The sequence below is a fragment of the Aeromonas sp. 600479 genome (assembly GCF_049175515.1).
GTDB lineage: Bacteria > Pseudomonadota > Gammaproteobacteria > Enterobacterales > Aeromonadaceae > Aeromonas > Aeromonas veronii_A.
Map to the genome: position 1 here is coordinate 1 of NZ_JAAKVF010000015.1, position 21,275 is coordinate 21,275.

22 protein-coding genes are annotated in these 21,275 nt (G+C 58.9%); 5 read left to right on the plus strand and 17 right to left on the minus strand.

Annotation, left to right across the window (positions count from 1 at the left end):
- Positions 1-152: 152 nt before the first annotated feature.
- The 6 genes from G5149_RS15240 to G5149_RS15265 are packed head-to-tail and all read right to left on the minus strand — an operon-like array spanning position 153 to position 4,980.
- Entirely contained in the window at positions 153-1,331 is a 1,179-nt protein-coding gene (locus G5149_RS15240; RefSeq protein WP_421212842.1) for a hypothetical protein, read from the minus strand.
- Between the two features lie 2 nt (positions 1,332-1,333).
- Positions 1,334-1,996, minus strand: coding sequence for an energy transducer TonB (locus G5149_RS15245; protein ID WP_005339371.1), 663 nt, complete (start codon positions 1,994-1,996; stop codon positions 1,334-1,336).
- Positions 1,993-2,394 (minus strand): ExbD/TolR family protein, encoded by a 402-nt coding sequence (locus G5149_RS15250; RefSeq protein ID WP_005339369.1) that lies wholly within the window; start codon positions 2,392-2,394, stop codon positions 1,993-1,995. The genes G5149_RS15245 and G5149_RS15250 overlap by 4 nt, the downstream gene beginning before the upstream one ends.
- A complete protein-coding gene (locus G5149_RS15255; RefSeq protein WP_421212844.1) occupies positions 2,391-2,921 on the minus strand; it encodes a MotA/TolQ/ExbB proton channel family protein in 531 nt (176 codons plus the stop codon). Before G5149_RS15255 ends, G5149_RS15250 begins: the two co-directional genes overlap by 4 nt.
- On the minus strand, positions 2,918-4,222 hold the full coding sequence (locus tag G5149_RS15260) for a MotA/TolQ/ExbB proton channel family protein (RefSeq protein WP_421212846.1): 1,305 nt from the start codon (positions 4,220-4,222) through the stop codon (positions 2,918-2,920). The genes G5149_RS15255 and G5149_RS15260 overlap by 4 nt, the downstream gene beginning before the upstream one ends.
- Positions 4,219-4,980: a DUF3450 domain-containing protein gene (locus G5149_RS15265; protein WP_337073458.1), complete on the minus strand. Its 762-nt coding sequence runs from the start codon at positions 4,978-4,980 to the stop codon at positions 4,219-4,221. The genes G5149_RS15260 and G5149_RS15265 overlap by 4 nt, the downstream gene beginning before the upstream one ends.
- Before the next feature lie 208 nt (positions 4,981-5,188).
- Between G5149_RS15265 and G5149_RS15270 the strand changes: the two genes are divergently transcribed.
- A complete protein-coding gene (locus G5149_RS15270; protein ID WP_005342366.1) occupies positions 5,189-5,965 on the plus strand; it encodes a helix-turn-helix transcriptional regulator in 777 nt (258 codons plus the stop codon).
- Positions 5,966-6,024: 59 nt separating this feature from the next.
- Here G5149_RS15270 and glmS read toward each other — a convergent pair whose 3' ends face one another.
- Both glmS and G5149_RS15280 read right to left on the minus strand, forming a co-directional pair.
- Positions 6,025-7,857, minus strand: coding sequence for a glutamine--fructose-6-phosphate transaminase (isomerizing) (gene glmS, locus G5149_RS15275; RefSeq protein WP_421212848.1), 1,833 nt, complete (start codon positions 7,855-7,857; stop codon positions 6,025-6,027).
- Between the two features lie 56 nt (positions 7,858-7,913).
- Positions 7,914-8,687, minus strand: a complete 774-nt coding sequence (locus G5149_RS15280; RefSeq protein WP_005355851.1) for a DeoR/GlpR family DNA-binding transcription regulator — start codon at positions 8,685-8,687, stop codon at positions 7,914-7,916.
- Between the two features lie 122 nt (positions 8,688-8,809).
- On the opposite strand from G5149_RS15280, the gene blrA reads away from it, so the two are divergent.
- The 4 genes from blrA (at position 8,810) to creD (ending at position 13,274) form a co-directional block, all read left to right on the plus strand.
- Complete coding sequence (gene blrA / locus G5149_RS15285) at positions 8,810-9,484, plus strand: beta-lactam response regulator transcription factor BlrA (RefSeq protein ID WP_013724228.1); 675 nt, start codon at positions 8,810-8,812, stop codon at positions 9,482-9,484.
- A complete protein-coding gene (blrB, locus tag G5149_RS15290) occupies positions 9,481-10,902 on the plus strand; it encodes a beta-lactam sensor histidine kinase BlrB (protein ID WP_421212850.1) in 1,422 nt (473 codons plus the stop codon). Before blrA ends, blrB begins: the two co-directional genes overlap by 4 nt.
- A gap of 80 nt (positions 10,903-10,982) precedes the next feature.
- Entirely contained in the window at positions 10,983-11,777 is a 795-nt protein-coding gene (blaOXA, locus tag G5149_RS15295; protein ID WP_421212852.1) for an OXA-12 family class D beta-lactamase, read from the plus strand.
- Between the two features lie 120 nt (positions 11,778-11,897).
- A complete protein-coding gene (creD, locus tag G5149_RS15300) occupies positions 11,898-13,274 on the plus strand; it encodes a cell envelope integrity protein CreD (RefSeq protein ID WP_421212854.1) in 1,377 nt (458 codons plus the stop codon).
- A gap of 51 nt (positions 13,275-13,325) precedes the next feature.
- On the opposite strand, the gene glmU is transcribed toward creD, so the two are convergent.
- The 9 genes from glmU to atpB all read right to left on the minus strand — a co-directional run bounded on the left by glmU (position 13,326) and on the right by atpB (position 21,272).
- Positions 13,326-14,687: a bifunctional UDP-N-acetylglucosamine diphosphorylase/glucosamine-1-phosphate N-acetyltransferase GlmU gene (gene glmU, locus G5149_RS15305; RefSeq protein ID WP_421212856.1), complete on the minus strand. Its 1,362-nt coding sequence runs from the start codon at positions 14,685-14,687 to the stop codon at positions 13,326-13,328.
- A gap of 93 nt (positions 14,688-14,780) precedes the next feature.
- Complete coding sequence (locus tag G5149_RS15310; RefSeq protein WP_005339345.1) at positions 14,781-15,209, minus strand: F0F1 ATP synthase subunit epsilon; 429 nt, start codon at positions 15,207-15,209, stop codon at positions 14,781-14,783.
- Between the two features lie 18 nt (positions 15,210-15,227).
- Positions 15,228-16,616, minus strand: a complete 1,389-nt coding sequence (atpD, locus tag G5149_RS15315; RefSeq protein WP_026455856.1) for a F0F1 ATP synthase subunit beta — start codon at positions 16,614-16,616, stop codon at positions 15,228-15,230.
- 33 nt (positions 16,617-16,649) lie between these two features.
- A complete protein-coding gene (gene atpG, locus G5149_RS15320; protein ID WP_041210471.1) occupies positions 16,650-17,516 on the minus strand; it encodes a F0F1 ATP synthase subunit gamma in 867 nt (288 codons plus the stop codon).
- 42 nt (positions 17,517-17,558) lie between these two features.
- The gene (atpA, locus tag G5149_RS15325) at positions 17,559-19,100 is read right to left on the minus strand and encodes a F0F1 ATP synthase subunit alpha (RefSeq protein WP_216952485.1); all 1,542 of its coding nucleotides are present in this window, start codon (positions 19,098-19,100) and stop codon (positions 17,559-17,561) included.
- A gap of 15 nt (positions 19,101-19,115) precedes the next feature.
- Positions 19,116-19,649 (minus strand): F0F1 ATP synthase subunit delta, encoded by a 534-nt coding sequence (atpH, locus tag G5149_RS15330; protein WP_204480539.1) that lies wholly within the window; start codon positions 19,647-19,649, stop codon positions 19,116-19,118.
- A gap of 13 nt (positions 19,650-19,662) precedes the next feature.
- On the minus strand, positions 19,663-20,133 hold the full coding sequence (gene atpF / locus G5149_RS15335; protein WP_204480536.1) for a F0F1 ATP synthase subunit B: 471 nt from the start codon (positions 20,131-20,133) through the stop codon (positions 19,663-19,665).
- Between the two features lie 55 nt (positions 20,134-20,188).
- The gene (atpE, locus tag G5149_RS15340) at positions 20,189-20,431 is read right to left on the minus strand and encodes a F0F1 ATP synthase subunit C (protein ID WP_005307205.1); all 243 of its coding nucleotides are present in this window, start codon (positions 20,429-20,431) and stop codon (positions 20,189-20,191) included.
- Positions 20,432-20,489: 58 nt separating this feature from the next.
- Complete coding sequence (gene atpB / locus G5149_RS15345; protein ID WP_005342348.1) at positions 20,490-21,272, minus strand: F0F1 ATP synthase subunit A; 783 nt, start codon at positions 21,270-21,272, stop codon at positions 20,490-20,492.
- Positions 21,273-21,275: the final 3 nt, after the last annotated feature.

Genomic DNA, 21,275 nt, shown 5'->3' on the forward strand with positions numbered 1-21,275 from the left:
GGAAGCTGGCTCATCAGTTCGGCGTGTTCCGCCGTGCTGGTAGGGGCGCATTATAGGGAGCCGCGCCGGGATGACAAGGGCTTTTTGCAAAAATGCGTTCGTTTGCTGAAAAAGCGAACTGAACGCCCCAAAACAACCCCTTGGCACCTCTTTTACGCCGCTTTTTTACTCAACTCTTCGCTTTGTGCCCGGATATAGTTGACCCAGCTGGTTGCCTTCTGCTGCCAGTTATCCTGTTGCTGCAGCTCACGGGCCAGTTCCAGCGCCTGGGCATACTGCTCCTTATTAAGGTGTGCCTGCACCAGCAGCGCTTTGGCACGATTGCCTTGCTCGCCTTTTACCGACTTGATGGCGGCGAGCTGGATCATGGCAGCATCAGTCTTGCCCTGTTGCAGCATCAGTTCGGCGGCGCGCATGGCAGCTTTGGGCTGACCATGTAGGCTGGCCAGCTGCTGCCAGCTATCAACTGCTTGTGACCACTCCCGGGCACCTTCCCACAATTGGGCCAGCAGTTGGCGGTTTTCAGCACTTTGCTTCATCTGTCCCTTGGCCATGGCCGCCTCCAGCAGACGGGCACCACGATAAGGCAGCCCTTGCCAGGCATAGAGGCGGATCAGCTGGTTGCGGGCTGACGCGTCATCCATCAGTTTTCTGTCGATGGCAGTCTGCAGCAGCGCCAACGCCTGATCCCCACGTTTGGCGGAGAGGTTGAGCGACACCGCCTGCTGCCACCATTTGCTCTCTTTGGGTTCGTGGCTGATCAACTCGGCCGCCTGATCAGCAGCCACGCCATAACGTTGCTGAGCGGTGAGGGCGGAGAGACGAATAATGGCGGCCTGCTTCTGCCAACCCTTCTTCAACAACTGTTCGCTCTGGCTGGCAGCGTCACCGTACTGTTTGTTGTGGTAATAGAGGCCGGCCAGACGCAGGCGCAGCCCATCGTCTTGTTTGAGTGCCAGTGCCGCCTTGTAGCTGGCGATGGCGCCAGACCAGTTGGATTGCTGGGCCTGAATATCGCCGCGCAGTCGCAACAGCTGGAGCTGTTGCTGCTCGGGCCACTCTTTATAGGCAAGAGCCTGTTCGACATAACGGCTCGCCTGGGCGGTCTGTTGCAGATTGGCCGCCAGCGAGGCTTGCAACTGCGCCAGCCAGGCACGCTCGGCATCGCTATTTGGCTTGAGGCCGGACGCCTTGCTTTGAGCTTGTTGCCACTGACCGGACTGATAGAGCTTCATCACGGGTTCAAGCTGACGGGAGAAGTGAGGGCTGACCTCCATCGCCAGACAGACTTGGCCGACCAGGGCCAGCAGACAGATCCAGATCCGCAACATAGTTATGACTCCAGTTTGAATTTGAGCGTGATGACTTGCACCAGCTTGTCGGTGGCGCCCGGTCTCGGCTGATAGCGCCACTTGTTGATCGCCTGAATGGCCGCCCGCTCGAACTGACGCTTGGGCTTGGCCTCGACCACTTCCACATCCTGCACGCCACCTTCGGCATTCACGCTAAAGCGCAGGGTGACGAATCCTTCGATCCCTGACTGCTGGGCACGATAGGGGTAGACCGGCTCGATCCGTTGCAGCGGCATCAGCATGTCACCTGCGCCGATACCCGCTCCCTGCTGCTGGCCGTGGTAGTTGCCACTCAATACCGGTGCGGTACTGGTCGCCACGCCGGGGGCATAGACCTGCACCGCACTGAGGCTGGAGACCAGATCCAGACTCGGCTCAACGGCCGCCAAGGGGGCCGCGGCAGGCATCGGCAGCGGTGTCGAGGCCAATGCCGCGGGAGGCTCTGGCAGAGGCTCGGGTTCCTGCGGTACCGGACGCTCGCGTACCTGCACCTCGGTCACCTCGTTCTGCATATTGATGACGATGGGCTTCTGTTCGCTCGCCACCTTCTCGCCCCGGGGCGGTTCAACCAGCGTGGCCATGAACAGCAGGATGCCCAGACTGAGGGCGATCCCCAGCCCCAGGCTCATTAGCTTGTATTTCATTTCGGCGCCACCGCCACGGCGATATTGGCGATACCCGCCGCCTTGGCCTCATCCATCACCCGCACCACCTTGCCATGGGGCACTCGCTCGTCGGCCTGGATCACCAGGCTGGCATCGGGCTGCTCCGCCAGCAGACGGGCGATGGTGGCCTGTACCCGCTCCACATCGATCTGCTTGCGGTCGAGGAAGATCTGACCCTGAGCCCCGATCGCCAGCATGATGCTGGAGGATTTCTGCGCCTTGGCCTGACTGGCCTGGGGTCTGTGCACCTCGAGCCCGGCTTCGCGCACGAAGGAGGTGGTGACAATAAAGAAGATCAGCATGATGAACACGATATCCAGCATGGGGGTCATGTCGATCTGCACTTCGTCACGCTGGCGTTTGGATTGCCGTCTCATTGCATTACCTTCTCTTCTCGCAGGCCGTCCCAGGTCTTGGCCAGCGCACGCTTGGCCTGACTCTCGAGCCGACTGAGTAACAACACGCCGGAGAGCGCCACCACCATGCCCGCCATGGTGGGGATGGTGGCGCGGGAGATCCCGCCAGCCATGCTCTCCGGGTTAAAGCGGTTGGCCGCAGCCAACGCATCGAATACGCCGATCATGCCGGTCACAGTGCCCAGCAGCCCCAGCATGGGACAGAGCACCACCAGGGTGCGGATGAAGATCAGATGACGGTTCAGTTCCAGCTCCGCCTGCGCCAGCCAGCGGCTGCGGATCGCCCGGGCGTGCCAACTGTGGCGCTCGCTGCGGGCCTGCCAGCGGCCGAGCAGCTGTTGCTGCAGCGGACCGAAACCCAGATTGAGGTAGAGCAACCGCTCGATCATCAAAATCCACATCAGCACCAGCAGGGCCAGAATGACCCAGAGCACCGGGCCGCCACGGCCCATGAAGCTCTGCAGCTGTTGCCAGATGTCGAGCATCATGCTGCTCGCTCCATCCCGCCGTTATTGCTCTCGGCGCGCTCGGCCAGAATGCCGGCTACCTGCTGCTCCAGTACATTGGAAAGCTCGGTGAAGCGTGATTGCAGCAGGCTGTGGGCCAGGATCAGCGGAATGGCCGCAACCAGACCCTGTACCGTGGTAACCAGCGCCATGGAGATGCCGCCCGCCATGATCTTGGGATCGCCGGTGCCAAACTGGGTGATGGCCTGGAAGGTGCCGATCATCCCGGTTACGGTACCGAGCAGACCCAGCATGGGGGCGATGGCCGCGATCACCTTGACCATGCCGATGCCGCGCTCCATGCGAGGAGTCTCCTGCAGGATCGCCTCATCAAGACGCAGCTCGAGGGTCTCCATGCTCAGCTCGGGGTGTTTGTCTGCCACCGTCAGCACCCGGCCGAGGGCGTTATCAGCGTGATACTCGCCGCTCTTGAGCTGGCGACGAACCCGACCCAGCTCGCGAGAGAGGCTCCACAGCCGTACTGCCGCAATTCCCAAACCGATAGCGGCCAGCAGCACGATAATGGCGCCGACCTGACCACCTTGCTGTACCTGCTGCCAGAAGGTAGGTGCCTGTGCCAGCATCGCCAGCAGAGTGCCATGCGAAGGATCCAGCGGCAGCGCTTCCCCTTCCTGACCCTGATAAGCCGCAACGGCAGAGAGCACGCTACCGGGCAGACCCAGTACCGGGCTCAAGCCTTCGGCGGTCTGTTGCAGGAAGCCTTCGCTCCCCAGCAGGGCAAAACTGCCAACCCGGGTCAGCAACTGCTCGCTGGCAGCCCCCTGGGCATCTAGCACCTTGCCATTGAACTGGGCAATCCGGCCAGATTCACGGATCTCCTGCAGCAGCGTGGCGGGCAACAAGGCGAGAGCGGCGCGATCCGGCACCTGTTTATCCTGTGCCATGGTTTTCAGCGGGGCGAGACGCTCCGGGTACTGGCCCTCGACGGCGGATTCGCTCAGCAGCTTGACCGCATCGCTGGCGCCCTGACGGGTGACCGCGAAGATCTCGTTCATATCGCCGGAGGCTTGCTCCCACTGGGCGTTAAGCTCGACCAGCTGCTTCTCGTTGCTGGCGAACTTGCCAGCCAGCTCCTTGCTCAGGCGCTGGGCCTCGGCCAGTCTGGCGCGGGCAGTGCCGAGCTCCTTGGCAACGGTCGCCAGATCTTGCTGAGCCTGCTGTTCACGAGCCTGTTCCTGCTGCTGCCACTCATCGGCGACAGCGGCGTTGGTACCGCAGGAGAGGGCAATAAGGAGGGGGAACCACTTCATGGTGACTCTCATGATTGGGCCTCCTGACTGCGGCTGACAGAGAGGGGGACATTGAGCAACTGGGGAACTTTCTTGTCGGCGGCCACATCCATCGCCTCGGCGATAGGGGAGAGCCACTTGCTGTCGAGGGCTTGCCACTGCTTCGCCTCGGCAGACCAGCGCCATGCCTGACTGCGATCGGCCGTCATTGCCAGCAGGGAGACCCGACCCAGCGCCAGCACATCGACCCGACGCGGGGCACCATCCAGCTCCAGCTCGGCGGAATAGCGGTCCATCCTGCTGCCGTACTCGGCTTCGATCTGATAGGCCTGCAGCAGCTGACGGAATTTCTCTGCCTCGCTCACGTCCGCACGGGCCAGGGTCGCTTTCAACTGTTCAACCCGCGCTAAACGATCTTCCTTGCGCAGCGGGATGTCGTTTTGCACCAGCTGTTCCAGATCTGCCTGCATCTGCAGCATCAGCGGGATCAAGCCCTGACGGGTCTCTTGCACCGCTTCCAACTGCTGGCTCAATTTACCCAGCTCATTTTGCTGATCGGCCACCAGAGATTGCATGTAGCGGTTGTAGGCTTCGAGGTCACGCAGTTGCAGCTGGGCATTTTGCAGCTCCAGTCGTGCGGCAACCGCGGCATCGGCGGCTTTTTCCACCCGCTGCTGGGAGGCTTTCCCGGCAGCGATGCTGTTCTTGAGAGCGGGAGCAACCAGCTCATCCCCAATGGCAGCAAAGTGGACTGACAGTGGCAGCAGGGCCACACCCCATAATTTGTTCATTGAAATACATCTTACTAATGATAACTATTATCATTATCTCAAATACAGGGCGGACTGGCAACGAGAGGATTTTCTTGGCCTTTATGCACAAAAACAGGATAATTTTTAAACACGCACGGAATAAGTGGCTCCAATAGCCACCGACAAATATAAATAACGAGAAAAATCTTTTCGATCAGTGTGATAGAGATCGAAAAAGGAGAAAGTCATGCTCAACGATGCGATCTGGGAACATATCGACAAGTTCACCAAGGCAACAAAAACCAGCGATATCCAGCAACAGCTGGAGCGCTTCAGTCATCAAATGGGCTTTGATTACTTCCGGCTGCTGATTATTTTCCCCATCACCATGCAAAAATCCCATGTGGCGCTGTTTAACAACTGTCCGACCAGCTGGTTTGACGCCTATAGCGAAAACCAGTATCTGACCCAGGATCCGGTGGTCTATCTGGGGCTGAAACAGACCCAGCCCATCTTCTGGAACAAACTCGACTGCGACTCGCCCTGGCTACCCAGCGCCAGTCGGGAGGTGATGAACCTGGCGGCCGATTTCGGTGTACGCAATGGGGTCTCATTTCCGCTGCACACCCCGCAGGGGGAGCACGGTATCCTCTCATTCATCACCAAGGACAAATCCAACTCAGACCTGATGTTTGAAAACGTGCCGCTGCTGTCGTTCTGCGCAAGCTACATCTTCAACTCTGCGCTGCAACTGATCAAAAGCAGACCGGATATGATGAAATACCTGACCGAACTGTCGGATCGGGAGAAGGAGTGCCTGTTCTGGGCAAGCGAGGGCAAGACCTCCTGGGAGATCGCTACCATACTCGGCATCAGTGAGCGGACGGTCAACTTTCACCTGACCCAGGTGACCAACAAGACCGACTCGAAGAACCGCAGTCAGGCCATCGCCAAAGGGATCACCAGCGGCATCATTGTGCCCTCCCTCGACGAGGTCACCATCACCAACCTGCGGCTGTCGTAACCCCTCAGCCAAAACAAAAAGAGCCGCAATTGCGGCTCTTTTTCATTTGAGAGAGTGACTTACTCAACGGTCACCGATTTTGCCAGGTTGCGCGGCTGATCTACGTCGGTGCCCTTGATCAGGGCAACGTGGTAGGAGAGCAGCTGCAGCGGCACGGTATAGACGATCGGCGCGATCACCTCTTCCACATGGTTGAGGTTCATGACCCGCATGGTCTCGTCGCTCTTGAAGCCGGTATCGGCATCGGCGAAGACGTAGAGGATACCGCCACGGGCACGCACCTCTTCCACGTTGGACTTCAGCTTCTCCAGCAGATCGTTGTTCGGCGCCACCACAATGATGGGCATCTCGGCATCGATCAGCGCCAGCGGGCCATGCTTCAGCTCGCCAGCAGCATAGGCTTCGGCGTGGATGTAGGAGATCTCTTTAAGCTTGAGCGCACCTTCCATGGCGATGGGGTACTGGCTGCCACGGCCGAGGAACAGGCTGTGCTGCTTGTCGGCAAACTCTTCGGCCAGAGTCTCGATCTGCTTGGCCAGCGCCAGGCTCTCTTTAATGCGCTGGGGCAGGGCGTGGAGCGCCTTGACCAGCTCGGCCTCGGCGGCCGCACTCAGGTTGCCGCGGCAGTGACCGACCGAGGCCACCAGCATCAGCAAGCCAGCCAGCTGGGTGGTGAATGCCTTGGTGGAGGCAACGCCGATCTCGGCACCGGCACGGGTCATAAAGGCCAGCGCCGATTCACGCACCAGCGAGGAGCCCGGTACGTTGCAGATAGCCAGCGAGCTCATATAGCCGGACTCCTTGGCCAGACGCAGGGCGGCCAGGGTATCGGCGGTCTCACCGCTCTGGGAGAGGGTGATCAGCAGGCTGTTGGGGCGCACCACGGATTTGCGATAGCGGAATTCGGAGGCGATCTCCACATCGCAGGAGACGCCGGCGATCTCTTCAAACCAGTAACGGGCGACCATGCCGGAGTGGTAGGAGGTACCGCAGGCGACGATCTGTACGTGCTCCACCTTTTCGAAGATGGCGCGCGCGCCGTTGCCGAACGATTCGACTACCACGTGATCGCTGCCCAGACGCCCTTCCAGGGTGTTGGTGATCGCTTTGGGTTGCTCGTGGATCTCTTTGAGCATGTAGTGACGGTATTCACCCTTGTCACCGGCATCGTGGGAGAGTTCGGACTCCTGCTCTTCACGCACCACGGCGTTGCCGTTGGTATCGAAGATATGCACGTCACGGCGGGTCACTTCGGCCACATCACCCTCTTCCAGGAAGATGAAACGACGGGTCACCGGCAGCAGCGCCATCTGGTCGGAGGCGATAAAGTTCTCGCCGATACCGCGGCCGATCACCAGCGGTGAACCGGAGCGGGCAACCACCACGCGGCTGTCGTCGCGGCTGTCCATCACCACGGTACCGTAGGCACCGCGCAGCTGCTTCACCGCAGTCTGCATGGCGGCCAGCAGGCTGCCGGCGCTCTTCAGCTCGTGATGGACCAGATGGGCAATCACTTCGGTGTCAGTGTCGGAGCTGAACACATAGCCCAGCGCCTTCAACTCTTCCCGCAGCTCTTCGTGGTTCTCGATGATGCCGTTGTGCACCACCACGATATGCTCGGAAACGTGAGGGTGAGCGTTGCGCTCGGAGGGCTCGCCGTGAGTGGCCCAGCGGGTATGGGCAATACCGGTACCGCCGTGGACGGACTGCTCGTCGAGCGCCTTGGCCAGCTCAGCCACCTTGCCCAGACGGCGAACCCGCTGCAACGGCTGGTTGGCGCTGAACACGGCCACACCGGCTGAGTCATAACCGCGGTACTCCAGACGGCGCAGGCCCTCTACCAGAATTTCAGCCACATCACGTTGGGCGACAGCCCCGACGATGCCACACATACACTTCTCCTTGAGATGCAAATCGTAAAGTCAGTTCGATGGTTCAGAGCTCGATGTCAGCAAGTGACCGGGGCGCAGATAAGCGTCACCCCCTGGGCTTGAATCTGTTCTCTGGCCTCGCTGGCCAGCCCCTCGTCGGTCACCAGGGTATGGATGCTCGACCAAGGAAGTTCGAGATTGGGGATCTTGCGGCCGATCTTTTCCGATTCGACCATCACAATGACCTCCCGCGATACCTCGGCCATCACCCGTGACAGGCCCACCAGCTCGTTGAAGGTGGTGGTGCCACGCTCCGGGTCGATACCGTCGGCACCGATAAAGAGCTGGTCAAAGTCGTAGGAGCGCAGCACCTGTTCCGCCACCTGCCCCTGGAAGGATTCGGAGTGAGGGTCCCAAGTGCCACCGGTCATTAACAGGGTAGGCTCATTTTCCAGCTCGCGCAGGGCACCGGCCACATTGAGGGAGTTAGTCATCACGATGAGGCCGCGCTTGTTGCCCAGCATGGGGATCATGGCGCTGGTGGTGCTGCCGCTGTCGATGATGACGCGGTTGTGATCACGCAGCCGCTCGGCCGCCGCACGGGCAATGGCTAACTTTCGGTTCGAAACTTGTTCAGGGTTGACCTCGACCACCATCTCGCTCGGCAAAGGGACAGCACCACCGTAACGGCGCAGCAGCAGACCACCGGTCTCCAGTACCGCCAGATCTTTACGGATGGTCACTTCGGAGGTAGAAAAGTGTTTGGCGAGGGCGTCGACGCTCACTTCACCCTGCTCTTGTACCAGGGTCACTATGGTGTGGCGGCGTTGTTGAGTATTACGTTTGGTCATTTTTAAGTTTCGATTCGAAAGAACATCGAAATGTTAGCCCCTTTTTCGGAAAAATAAAACAGCAAATAGGATCCGGTTTGGTTCGATGCCAGAATGGGGTGCCAATTTGCGACGAGGATGCCATGCAAAAGAGAGTCATCTGGCTGGTGGAGGATGAGGCCAGCATCGCCGACACCCTGATTTATGCCCTGCAGACCGACGGGTTTGAGGTGGAGTGGTTCATGCTGGGCCAACAGTTGCTGACACGACTGGAACAGACGCGACCCGACTTCCTGATCCTCGATGTGGGGCTGCCCGACATCAGCGGCTTCGAACTCTGCAAGCAGGTGAGGGCGCTGACCGATATTCCCCTGATGTTCCTCACCGCCCGCAGCGAGGAGATAGACCGGCTGATCGGGTTGGAGATCGGTGCCGACGACTATGTGGCCAAACCCTTCTCGCCACGGGAAGTGTGTGCCCGGGTGCGGGTCATCCTGCGCCGCAGCCAGCCCGTCGCCCCCCAACCCAGCGCCCTGCTGGTGCTGGATGAGGAGCGGGCCCGCATCCATTTTCGCGGCCAACCGCTGGCCCTCACCCGCTACGAATATCTGCTGCTCAAGACCCTGATGCTGGCGCCGGGCCGGGTCTACTCCCGCCAACAGCTGATGGATCTGGTGTGGCAGGATGCGGAGGAGAGTCTGGATCGCACCGTCGATACCCATATCAAGACTATCCGCGCCAAGCTGCGCGAACATGATCCCGAGGCCAACCTGATCCTCACCCACCGCGGGCTGGGCTACAGCCTGGAGCTGGCATGAGACTCGGGTTGCAACTGCTGTGCGGCCTGCTGCTGATCTTCGCGCTGGCCGCCTGGTTCGTGCTGGAGATCTTCGTCGAGGAGATAAAACCCGGGGTGCGCAGCGCCACCGAGGATACTCTGGTAGACATGACCCAGCTGCTGGCGCCGCTCGCCCTCGATGATCTGAAAGAGGGCAATATGATGAACGGGCGGTTGGCCAGCGCCTTCGCCCGCCTCAACCAGAATCCCATCAATGCGATGATCGACGGCCACCTCAAGCAGCAGGCGGAGTACCGCATCTATGTCACTGACCAGAAGGGTATGGTGATTTACGACTCCGACGGCACGGATCTGGGCAAGGACTATTCCCGCTGGAACGATGTCTACCGCACCCTGCGCGGCCAATATGGCGCCCGCAGCACCCGCACCGATCCCGACGATGCCGCCAGCTCGACCATGTATGTGGCGGCACCGCTGCGGGAAGGGGCCAAAATCATCGGCTCCCTCACCGTCGCCAAACCCAATCGCACCCTGATGCCAGCCATCGAGCGCGGGGAACAGGAGCTGCTGCGGGCCGGCGGCCAGATGCTGCTCATCTCGCTGCTGATCGGCAGCCTGCTGGTGTGGTGGCTAAACCGCGCCATCGGCAAGCTGGTGCACTACGCCGACTCGGTCAGCAAGGGGGAGGCGGCACCGCTGCCACGGCTGCACACCGTCGAGCTGGATCGGCTCGGCCGCTCACTGGAGACCATGCGCCACCAGCTCGATGGCAAAAGCTACATCGAAGCCTATGTGCACAGCCTGACCCACGAGCTGAAGAGCCCTCTGGCCGCCATTCGCGGGGCGGGGGAGATTTTGGCCGAAACGCCGCCCCCCGAAGTTGCCAAACGCTTTATCGGCAACATCAATCTGGAAACCGCGCGCATGCAGCAGCTGATCGAGCGAATGCTGCAACTGGCGCGGCTGGAGTCGGGGCAGGGGCTGGATCGCCAGTCGGTGGAACCGGCAAAACTGGGCAAGCGCACCCTCGACGCCCGCCAGATCATCGCCCAGCGCCGTCAGGTCGAGTTGGTGGCCGAGCTGGCCAGCGCGCCGAAACAGAAGTGGGATCCGCTGCTGGTGGAGCAGGCCATCGGCAACCTGCTGGATAACGCCATCGACTTCTCTCCCGCCTACGGGCTGGTCACCCTGAGTGGCAGCCAGCAGGAGGAGGGCTACTGTTTTCGGGTCACCGACTGCGGCCCCGGCATCCCCGACTACGCATTGCCACGCATCTTCGAGCGCTTCTACTCCCTGCCACGACCGGACAAGGGCAAGAGCAGTGGTCTGGGGCTCAGCTTCGCCCATGAGGTTGCCCACCAGCATGGCGGCCGTCTGACCCTGAGCAACCGGCCGGAAGGGGGCGCGCTGGCGGAACTCTGGCTGCCGTTCGCCTAGTCCCCCCGCAACTTCACATTCCCCACACAAAGCGGCATTAGACTGCCGCTTTCTCTCATCCATTTGCTCAAGGAAATGCTATGTCCCGCCTGCTTCTCTCCAGCCTGCTGGCTGCCGGTCTACTCGCAGCCCTGCCTGCCTCCGCCGCCAGCGGCTGCTTTCTCTATGCCGACGGCAACGGCCAGACCCTCTCCAGCGAAGGGGACTGCTCCAGCCAGCTGCCGCCCGCGTCCACCTTCAAGATCCCGCTGGCGCTGATGGGTTACGACAGCGGCTATCTTGTGGATGAAGAGCATCCGGCACTGCCTTACAAACCGAGCTATGACGGCTGGCTGCCCGCCTGGCGTGAAACCACCACCCCGCGCCGCTGGGAAACCTACTCGGTGGTCTGGTTCTCCCAGCAGATCACCGAGTGGCTGGGGATGGAGCGCTTCCAGCAATATGTCGACCGCTTCGACTACGGCAACCGGGATCTCTCCGGCAATCCGGGCAAACATGACGGCCTGACCCAGGCCTGGCTCAGCTCCAGCCTCGCCATCAGTCCGGAGGAGCAGGCTCGCTTCCTCGGCAAGATGCTCAGCGGCAAGCTGCCGGTCTCGGCGCAAACCCTGCAATACACCGCCAATATCCTCAAGATGAGCGAGATCGAGGGCTGGCAGATCCACGGCAAGACCGGCATGGGCTACCCGAAGAAGCTGGATGGCAGCCTCAACCGCGATCAGCAGATCGGCTGGTTCGTCGGCTGGGCCAGCAAACCGGGCAAGCAGCTGATCTTCGTCCATACCGTGGTGCAAAAGCCCGGCAAGCAGTTCGCCTCCCTCAAGGCAAAAGAAGAGGTGCTGGCCGCATTGCCCGGGAAGCTGAAGACCCTGTAATTCCTCCAGAAACCGGCGCAATGCCGGTTTTTTTATCCCCCTTCACCACCACTTCACACAAGCCCATCACCACTTCACGCCGGACTGACAGACTCACTCCATCAAACAAGGAGACGTGTCATGGTCAAACAGATATTCACCCACAAGATCTTTCTGCTGCTGTTGCTCAGCCTGTTGTTGATGGTGCCGGTGCAATCCATCATGGAGCTCAACCGGGAGCGTCAGGCTTACCGCAATCAGGCCATTCACAGCATCATGTCCAGCAGCAGCGGCCCGCAACGACTGATGGGGCCCATTATCGTGCAGCCCTATACCCGTTCGGTGACGGTCGAGCAGGAGGGCAAGCGCTTCGTCCGTCAGGAGCAGATCTACCGCTACCTGCTGCCGGAGCAGTTGGATATCAAGGCCAACATGGAGGTGACCCCGCGCAAGCTGGGCATCTATCAGGCGCAGGTCTACCAGACCCGCATCACCCTATCCGGCCGCCTGCCCACCCGGCAGAGTTTGCTGAATGACGCGACCTCACCGCTCAGTGAAACGGCCGAGCTGGTGGCGGGCAAACCCTACCTGAGCCTGGTGCTCTCCGATGCCCGCGGTATCAACAGCGTCCCCGAACTGCAACTCGGCACACAGAGGATCCCGTTTGCCCCCGGCGCCCGCCTCGGCGACGCACTGGCGGGTATCCATGCCCCACTCGACAACCTGCCGCAGCAGGATGGCACCTTCCATCTGGAGCTCAATCTACAGGGGATGAACGCCCTCGACATAGTCCCGCTGGGCAAGGAGAGCACCCTGCAGCTGGCGGGCAACTGGCCCCACCCCAACTTTATCGGTGACTTTCTGCCGGGCAGTCGCACCCTGAGCCCACAAGGGTTTGAGGCCAACTGGCAAACCAGCTGGTTCGCCAGCGACATGGAGACCCGCTTCAACCGGATGATGAACGGGGGCGATAGCCATCTCTCCACCTTCAGCGTCAGTCTGGTGCAGCCGGTGGATCACTATCAACTCAATGAGAGGGCGGCCAAATATGCCCTGCTGTTTATCGGCCTCACCTTTATCAGCTTCTTCATGTTCGAGCTGCTCAAGGGGCTGCGGGTTCACCCGATCCAGTACGCGCTGGTAGGCATGGGGCTGGCTATCTTCTATCTGGTGCTGCTGGCCCTGACCGAGCACCTCGGCTTTGGCTGGGCCTATCTGGTAGCCGCGCTGGCCAGCGTGCTGCTCAACGGCTTCTACCTCAGTCATGTGCTGGGTGGCCCGAAAAAGGGGATCGGCTTCGCAGCGCTGCTCGGGCTGGTCTATGCCATCCTCTACAGCCTGCTGCAGGCCGAAGAGATAGCTCTGCTGCTCGGCGCCCTGCTCTTGTTCGCCACTCTGGCACTGATCATGATGCTGACCCGCAAGCTCGACTGGTATCAGGTGATGGATTACAGCACACCCGCCACCACATGGGCGGCCCCCCAGCCATCGACCAGTGACCTCAGCCATAAGTCATAAGCCAAAAAAACCGGCGCCATCAGGCGCCGGTTCTATTTTATTGATCGGGCATCACTTCTTCTTGACCGGGCGAGCCCAGTTCTTGATGTGGCGCTGGGGCACCCGAGTGATCACCAGCTCGTTCTCGGCCACATCCTTGGTGATGGTAGAACCCGCCCCCAGAGTCGCCCCCTTACCGATGCGCACTGGCGCCACCAGCTGGGTATCGGAACCGACGAACACATCATCCTCGATGATGGTCTGGAATTTGTTGACCCCGTCGTAGTTGCAGGTGATGGTACCGGCACCGATATTCACCCCAGCTCCGATCTCGGCATCACCCAGATAGGTCAAATGACCGCACTTGGAACCGACACCAAGACGGGCCTTCTTCATCTCGACGAAATTGCCGACGTGAGCATCCTGCTCCAGAACCGCGCCAGGACGCAGACGGGCAAACGGGCCGACCGAACACTGATCCGCCACCTGAGCCCCTTCGACGATGGAGTAGGGCTTCACTTCGGTGTGATCGCCAATGACGCAATTCTTCAGCACGGCACCGGCACCGATACGGACGTGGTTACCGAGGGTTACCTTGCCTTCGATGATGACGTTGACGTCGATCACCACCTCTTCACCGATCTCGAGGGTTCCGCGCAGATCGAAGCGGGCCGGGTCGATCAGGGTGGCACCGGCGATCATCAGCTTCTCGGCCTGCATCTGCTGATAGCTGCGCTCAAGCTGAGCCAATTGCACCCGATTGTTGGCCCCTTCCACCTCGGCGGCACGCTCCGGATGAACGGCGGCAATCGGGCAATTATCGCCGTGAGCCATGGCGATCACATCGGTCAGATAGAACTCGCCCTGGGCGTTTTTGTTGTCGAGACGAGACAACCATTGACGCAACTGGCCCCCATTGGCCACCAGCACGCCGGTGTTCACCTCACGAATGACCAGCTGTTCGGCATTGGCATCCTTCTGCTCGACGATACCGACTACCTGACCATTTTCACGGACGATGCGGCCATAGCCGGTGGGGTTGTCCAGCACCACGGTCAGCAGTGCCATCCCGTTTTCAGCCTTGGCGGCGAGCAAGCGCTGCAGGGTCTCGGGCTGGATCAGCGGGGTATCGCCGTAGAGCACCAGCACATCGTCTTCATCCTTCCAGAACGGGATGGCCTGGGCGACGGCATGACCAGTTCCCAGCTGCTGAGCTTGCAGCACCCAGTTCACATCGGCCGCCACGATCCGCTCTTTCAGCAGCTCGGCACCGTGGCCATAGACCAGATGCAGCTGCTCGGCACCGACCTGACGAGCGGTATCGATCACATGGGAAACCATGGGTTTGTTGGCTACCGGGTGCAGTACCTTGGGCAGGGAAGAGCGCATACGGGTACCTTTACCCGCAGCCAGGATCACGACGTTGAGGGACATAAATTGGCCTTTGGAACATGAAAAATACTCGGCGGAGTCTATCCAACGGGTAAAAAAAAAGCGACCCGAAGGTCGCTTTTTGCATCACCGTTATTAGCGGTAATTCTTTTTGACGATATCGATGACTCGCAGTTGAGCCATCGCCTTGGCCAGCTCGGTGGCGGCCTGGGCGTAGTCGATATCACCATGGGAGCTGTGGATCCGCTCTTCGGCTGCGCGCTTGGCTTCCTGGGCTTTCGCCTCATCCAAGTCGTCAGCACGAATCGCGGTGTCCGCCAGCACGGTCACGGATTCAGGTTGTACTTCCAGCATACCGCCGGAGATGTACAGCACCTCTTCAGTTCCGTTCTGCTTCACCAAGCGGACCAGGCCCGGCTTGATGGCAGTCAGCAACGGAGCATGACCGTGGCGGAGACCCAACTCACCTTCGGAGCCTGATACCTGAGCGGATTGCACGCGACCGGAAAACAGTTTTCCTTCGGCGCTCACCACGTCCAGGTGAAAGGAGATCATCTCTGCCATGGGCCCTCCTGTCGAGGCTTACAGTTTCTTGGATTTCTCGACGACTTCGTCGATACCGCCAACCATGTAGAACGCCTGCTCGGGCAGATCGTCATACTCGCCTTTCAGGATGCCCTGGAAACCACGGATGGTCTCTTTCAGCGGCACGTATTTACCCGGAGAACCGGTAAACACTTCTGCAACGAAGAACGGCTGGGACAGGAAACGCTCGATCTTACGGGCACGGGCTACGGTCAGTTTGTCTTCTTCTGACAGTTCATCCATACCCAGGATGGCGATGATGTCCTTCAGCTCTTTGTAGCGCTGCAGTACGGTCTGAACGCCACGAGCGGTCTCGTAGTGCTCCTTGCCAACCACCAGCGGATCCAGCTGACGAGAGGTAGAGTCCAGCGGGTCAACGGCCGGGTAGATACCCAGTGCCGCGATCTGACGGGACAGTACGACGGTCGCATCCAGGTGGGCGAAGGTGGTCGCCGGAGACGGGTCAGTCAAGTCATCCGCAGGAACGTAAACGGCCTGTACGGATGTGATGGAACCGGTCTTGGTGGAGGTGATACGTTCTTGCAGAACACCCATCTCCTCGGCCAGGGTCGGCTGGTAACCTACTGCGGAAGGCATACGGCCCAGCAGTGCGGATACTTCGGTACCGGCCAGGGTGTAACGGTAGATGTTGTCCACGAAGAACAGCACGTCACGACCTTCGTCACGGAACTTCTCGGCCATGGTCAGGCCGGTCAACGCTACGCGCAGACGGTTTCCGGGCGGCTCGTTCATCTGACCGTAAACCAGAGATACTTTGTCCAGTACGTTGGACTCCATCATCTCGTGGTAGAAGTCGTTACCCTCACGGGTACGCTCACCTACACCGGCGAATACAGAGTAACCACTGTGTTCGATCGCGATGTTACGGATCAGCTCCATCATGTTTACGGTTTTGCCTACACCGGCACCACCGAACAGACCAACCTTACCACCCTTGGCGAACGGACATACCAGGTCGATAACCTTGATGCCGGTCTCCAGCAGCTCGGTGCTGTTGGACTGATCTTCGTAGCTGGGGGCTTCACGGTGGATTGACCAGCTCTCTTCTTCACCGATCGGGCCTTTCTCGTCGATTGGCTCGCCCAGTACGTTCATGATCCGACCCAGTGTCGCAGTACCGACCGGAACCTGGATGGATTTACCGCTATTCATTACTTCCAACCCACGACGCAGACCGTCGGAGGAACCCATGGTGATGCAACGAACGACGCCGCCACCGATCTGTTGCTGAACTTCCAGCACCAGACCCTGGCCTTGACCTTCGCTAACGACCTTCAGTGCATCGTACACCTGGGGCACGGCATTCTGCGGGAACTCGATGTCCACTACAGCGCCGATGATTTGGACGATGAAACCGTTACTCATGTCAAATCCTCTAAACCTTTGATAACCCTTGCCTTACACCGCAGCAGCACCGGATACGATCTCTGTCAGCTCCTGGGTAATACTGGCCTGACGGGCCTTGTTGTATACCAGTTGCAGATCGTTAATCAGGTTACCGGCGTTGTCAGTCGCGGCTTGCATGGCAACCATTCGGGCTGCCTGTTCACTGGCCAAGTTTTCCACTACACCTTGGTAGACCTGAGATTCGACATAGCGAACCAGCAGGGTATCCAGCAGCTTCTTGGGATCCGGCTCATAGAGGTAATCCCAGTGGTGTTTCTTGGCGAGCTTGCTGTCTTCAGTTACGGGCAAAGGCAGCAGTTGATCGACCCGTGGTTGCTGCACCATGGTGTTGACGAACTTGTTGTACACCAGATACAGCTTGTCAATCTCACCGTTGTCGTAAGCCTTCAGCATGACCTTGACTGAACCAATCAGGTCATTGACGCTCGGGTTATCGCCCAGTCCTGCGACATGAGCTTTCACCTTGGCGCCGTGCCGTTCAAAGAAGTTGGAGGCTTTGTTGCCGATCAGAGCCAGGTCAACCTTGGCACCTTTCGCGCTCCATTGCTTCATATCATTGAGGGCAGCCTTGAACAGGTTGATGTTCAGACCACCACACAGGCCACGGTCGGTGGAGACGACGATGTAACCCACTCGCTTGACCTCACGTTCGATGAGGTAGGGGTGCTTGTATTCCAGGTTCCCCTGAGCGATATGGCCGATCACCTTGCGCATGGTTTCAGCGTACGGACGGCTGGCAGACATGCGATCCTGCGCACGGCGCATCTTGCTTGCTGCCACCATTTCCATAGCGCTGGTGATCTTTTGAGTGTTTTTAACACTCCCGATCTTGTTACGTATCTCTTTTGCGCCGGCCATCTCTTCTCTCCATCAGGTGGCAGCTTGCGCTGCCACACTCGCTTACCAGGTCTGGGTTGCCTTGAAGTCATCCAGCAACGCAGTCAGCTTGCCAACGATCGCGTCGTTGTAGTCAGCCTTGGCATTGATTTCAGCCATCAGCTCAGCATGCTGGGTATCGGCGAAAGAGAGCAGAGCGGCTTCGAAGTCGAGGATCTTGCTCAACTCGACATCAGAGAGATAGCCTTTTTCCGCGGCGAACAGCACCAGAGACTGGTGAGCCACGCTCATCGGAGAGTACTGCTTCTGTTTCATCAGCTCGGTCACTTTCTGACCGTGGTCCAGCTGCTTGCGAGTTGCATCGTCCAGGTCGGAAGAGAACTGGGCAAAGGCAGCAAGTTCGCGATACTGGGCCAGCGCGGTACGGATACCACCGGACAGCTTCTTGACGATCTTGGTCTGGGCGGCACCACCCACACGGGATACGGAGATACCCGGATCAACCGCAGGACGAATACCGGCGTTGAAAGACTGGGAAGTCAGGAAGATCTGACCATCGGTGATGGAGATCACGTTGGTCGGAACGAACGCGGATACGTCGCCCGCCTGGGTTTCGATGATCGGCAGCGCGGTCAGAGAACCGGTTTTGCCCTTCACTTCACCCTTGGTGAACTTCTCTACGTACTCGTCGTTGACGCGAGCTGCACGCTCCAGCAGACGGGAGTGCAGATAGAATACGTCGCCCGGGAATGCTTCGCGTCCTGGCGGACGGCGCAGCAGCAGGGAGATCTGACGATATGCAACGGCCTGCTTGGACAGGTCATCATAAATGATCAGGGCATCTTCACCGCGGTCACGGAAGTACTCACCCATGGAGCAACCTGAATACGGAGCCAGGTATTGCAGGGCAGCCGCTTCGGAAGCAGAGGCAACCACTACTATGGTGTTGGCCAGAGCACCGTGCTCTTCCAGCTTGCGCACCACGTTGGCGATGGTGGAGGCCTTCTGGCCAATCGCAACGTAGACACACTTAATGCCGGAGTCTTTCTGGTTGATGATGGTGTCGATCGCAATGGCAGTTTTACCTACCTGGCGGTCACCGATGATCAGCTCACGCTGGCCACGACCGATAGGGATCATGGAGTCGATGGCTTTCAGACCGGTCTGGACAGGCTGGTCAACAGACTTACGCTCGATAACGCCCGGGGCAATCACTTCTACCGGAGAGAAGCCATCGTGCTCGACCGGACCTTTACCGTCGATAGGCTGACCCAGGGTGTTGACCACCCGGCCCAGCAGACCACGACCGACCGGCACTTCCAGAATGCGGCCAGTACCTTTTACTTTCATCCCTTCGGCCAGATCGGCATAGGGACCCATCACTACGGCACCAACGGAGTCACGCTCCAGGTTCAATGCCAGAGCGTAGCGGTTGCCCGGCAGCTCGATCATCTCACCCTGCATGGCATCGGCCAGGCCGTGGATACGAATGATACCGTCACTCACGGAGACGATGGTACCTTCGTTACGCGCTTCGCTCTTTACATCAAACTGCGCAATGCGCTGCTTGATCAGCTCGGCGATTTCAGTGGAATTCAGTTGCATGCTCTAATACCCCAATCAAGATTGCAGCGCGTCAGCCATGCGATCCAGCTTACCGCGGACAGTTCCGTCGATAACCAGATCACCGGCCTTGATGAGCACCCCGGCCATCAAGGACGCGTCGATGCTGCAATTCAGCTTCACTTTGCGCGCGAGACGTTGTTCCAGAGAAGCCTGAATATTGGCTTTCTGCTGGTCGGTCAGTGCAATCGCCGAAATCACGTCAGCCTGAACTTCTTTGTCCAGTTCAGACTTGAACACCACAAATTCGGCAACGACCGCCGGCAGCACACCCAAGCGACCATTCTCTGCCATTACCCGGATCAGGTTCTGGCCATGCTCGTCGAGTTGCTCCCCGCAGATGCTGACAAACAGTTTTGCCAGCTCGTCGGCAGCCACAGAGCCGTTAACCAGGGAGTGGATGGTCTCGTTCTTCACTACTTCCGCAGCGAAGCTGAGCATCCCCAGCCACTGATCAACCGCCTTGTGCTCAACGGCAAACTCGAAAGCAGCCTTGGCGTAGGGGCGAGCGATTGTAGTCAGTTCAGACATAGCCCCGTTCCCGTTACAGTTCAGCTACCAGTTTGTCGACGATGTCGCTGTTGGCAGCCTGGTCGATTTGGCGCGCCAGGATCTTCTCTGCACCCGCAATGGCAAGAGCAGCAACCTGCTTGCGCAGTTCCTCTTTGGCACGATGACGTTCAGCTTCAATCTCGGCACGGCCTTGAGCCAGGATTTTTTCCCGCTCAGCCTGAGCACCGACAGTTGCCTCATCAATGATCTGGGCCTTGCGTTTGTTGGCCTGTTCAATGATTTCAGCAGCCTGCAGCTTGGCTTCTTTCAGCTGATCGACGGCATTGGCCTTGGCCAAATCCAGATCTTTCTTGGCTCGTTCGGCAGAAGAGAGACCGTCAGCAATAGCTTTCTGACGGGCTTCGATGGCAGCCATCAGCGGCGGCCATACATACTTCATGCAAAACACAACGAAGAAGAAAAAAGCAATTGCTTGGCCGAGGAGGGTGGCGTTGATATTCACAGCCGATGTCCTCTTTAGTTAGTTAATGGGTTATGCCTGGAGATGTCGTAACGACTTAGCCAGCAACCGCAAACATCACATACAGACCCAGACCAACGGCGATCATCGGGATCGCATCCACCAGACCCATTACGATGAAGAACTGGGTACGCAGAACAGGGATCAGATCAGGTTGACGAGCAGCACCTTCCAGGAACTTGCCACCCAGAATACCGATACCGATGGAAGCGCCGATAGCAGCCAGACCCATCATCATTGCAGCAGCGATGTACAGCAGGTCCATGTTCAAGTTTTCCATGAGGATCTCCATTTATTTAGATGTAATTGATTGTATAAAAAGGATTATTTGAGTTGCATCAACCATGGTCTTCCTGCGCCATCGACAGATAGACGATGGTCAGAACCATGAAAATGAATGCCTGCAAAGTGATGATCAGGATGTGGAAAATTGCCCAAGGCACGGACAGGATCCACTGTGACCACCAGGGTAACAAACCCGCAATCAGGATAAAGATCAGTTCGCCAGCATACATGTTGCCGAACAGTCGAAGACCCAGAGAAACAGGTTTGGAAATCAGCGTAACAGTTTCCAGGATGAGGTTAACCGGGATGGCCGCCGGGTGGTTGAAAGGCTGAAGCGTCAGCTCCTTCACAAACCCGCCGATACCCTTGACCTTGATGCTGTAATACAGGATCAAGAAGAACACGCCCAAAGCCATGGACATGGTGATGTTAACGTCAGCAGAGGGAACCACACGCAGATAGGGAATACCCATCAATTGTGCAGCGTGAGGGATAAAGTCAACGGGGATCAGATCCATCAGGTTCATCAGGAAGATCCACACAAACACCGTCAGCCCCAAAGGTGCGATGACCTTGTTGCGACCGTGAAAGATGTCTTTGACGTTACCATTCACAAACTCGACCAGCATCTCCACAAAGCACTGCAGCTTACCCGGCACCCCGCTGGTAGCATTAACGGCTACTTTGCGGAACAGCAGGATAAACAGGGCGCCTAGCACGACGGAAAATACCATTGAGTCGATATTGACCGTCCAGAACCCGGACCCGACTTGAAGGTGGGTCAGGTGGTGGGAGATATATCCCTGAGGAGTCAGGACTTCTCCGGTTGCAGACATGAG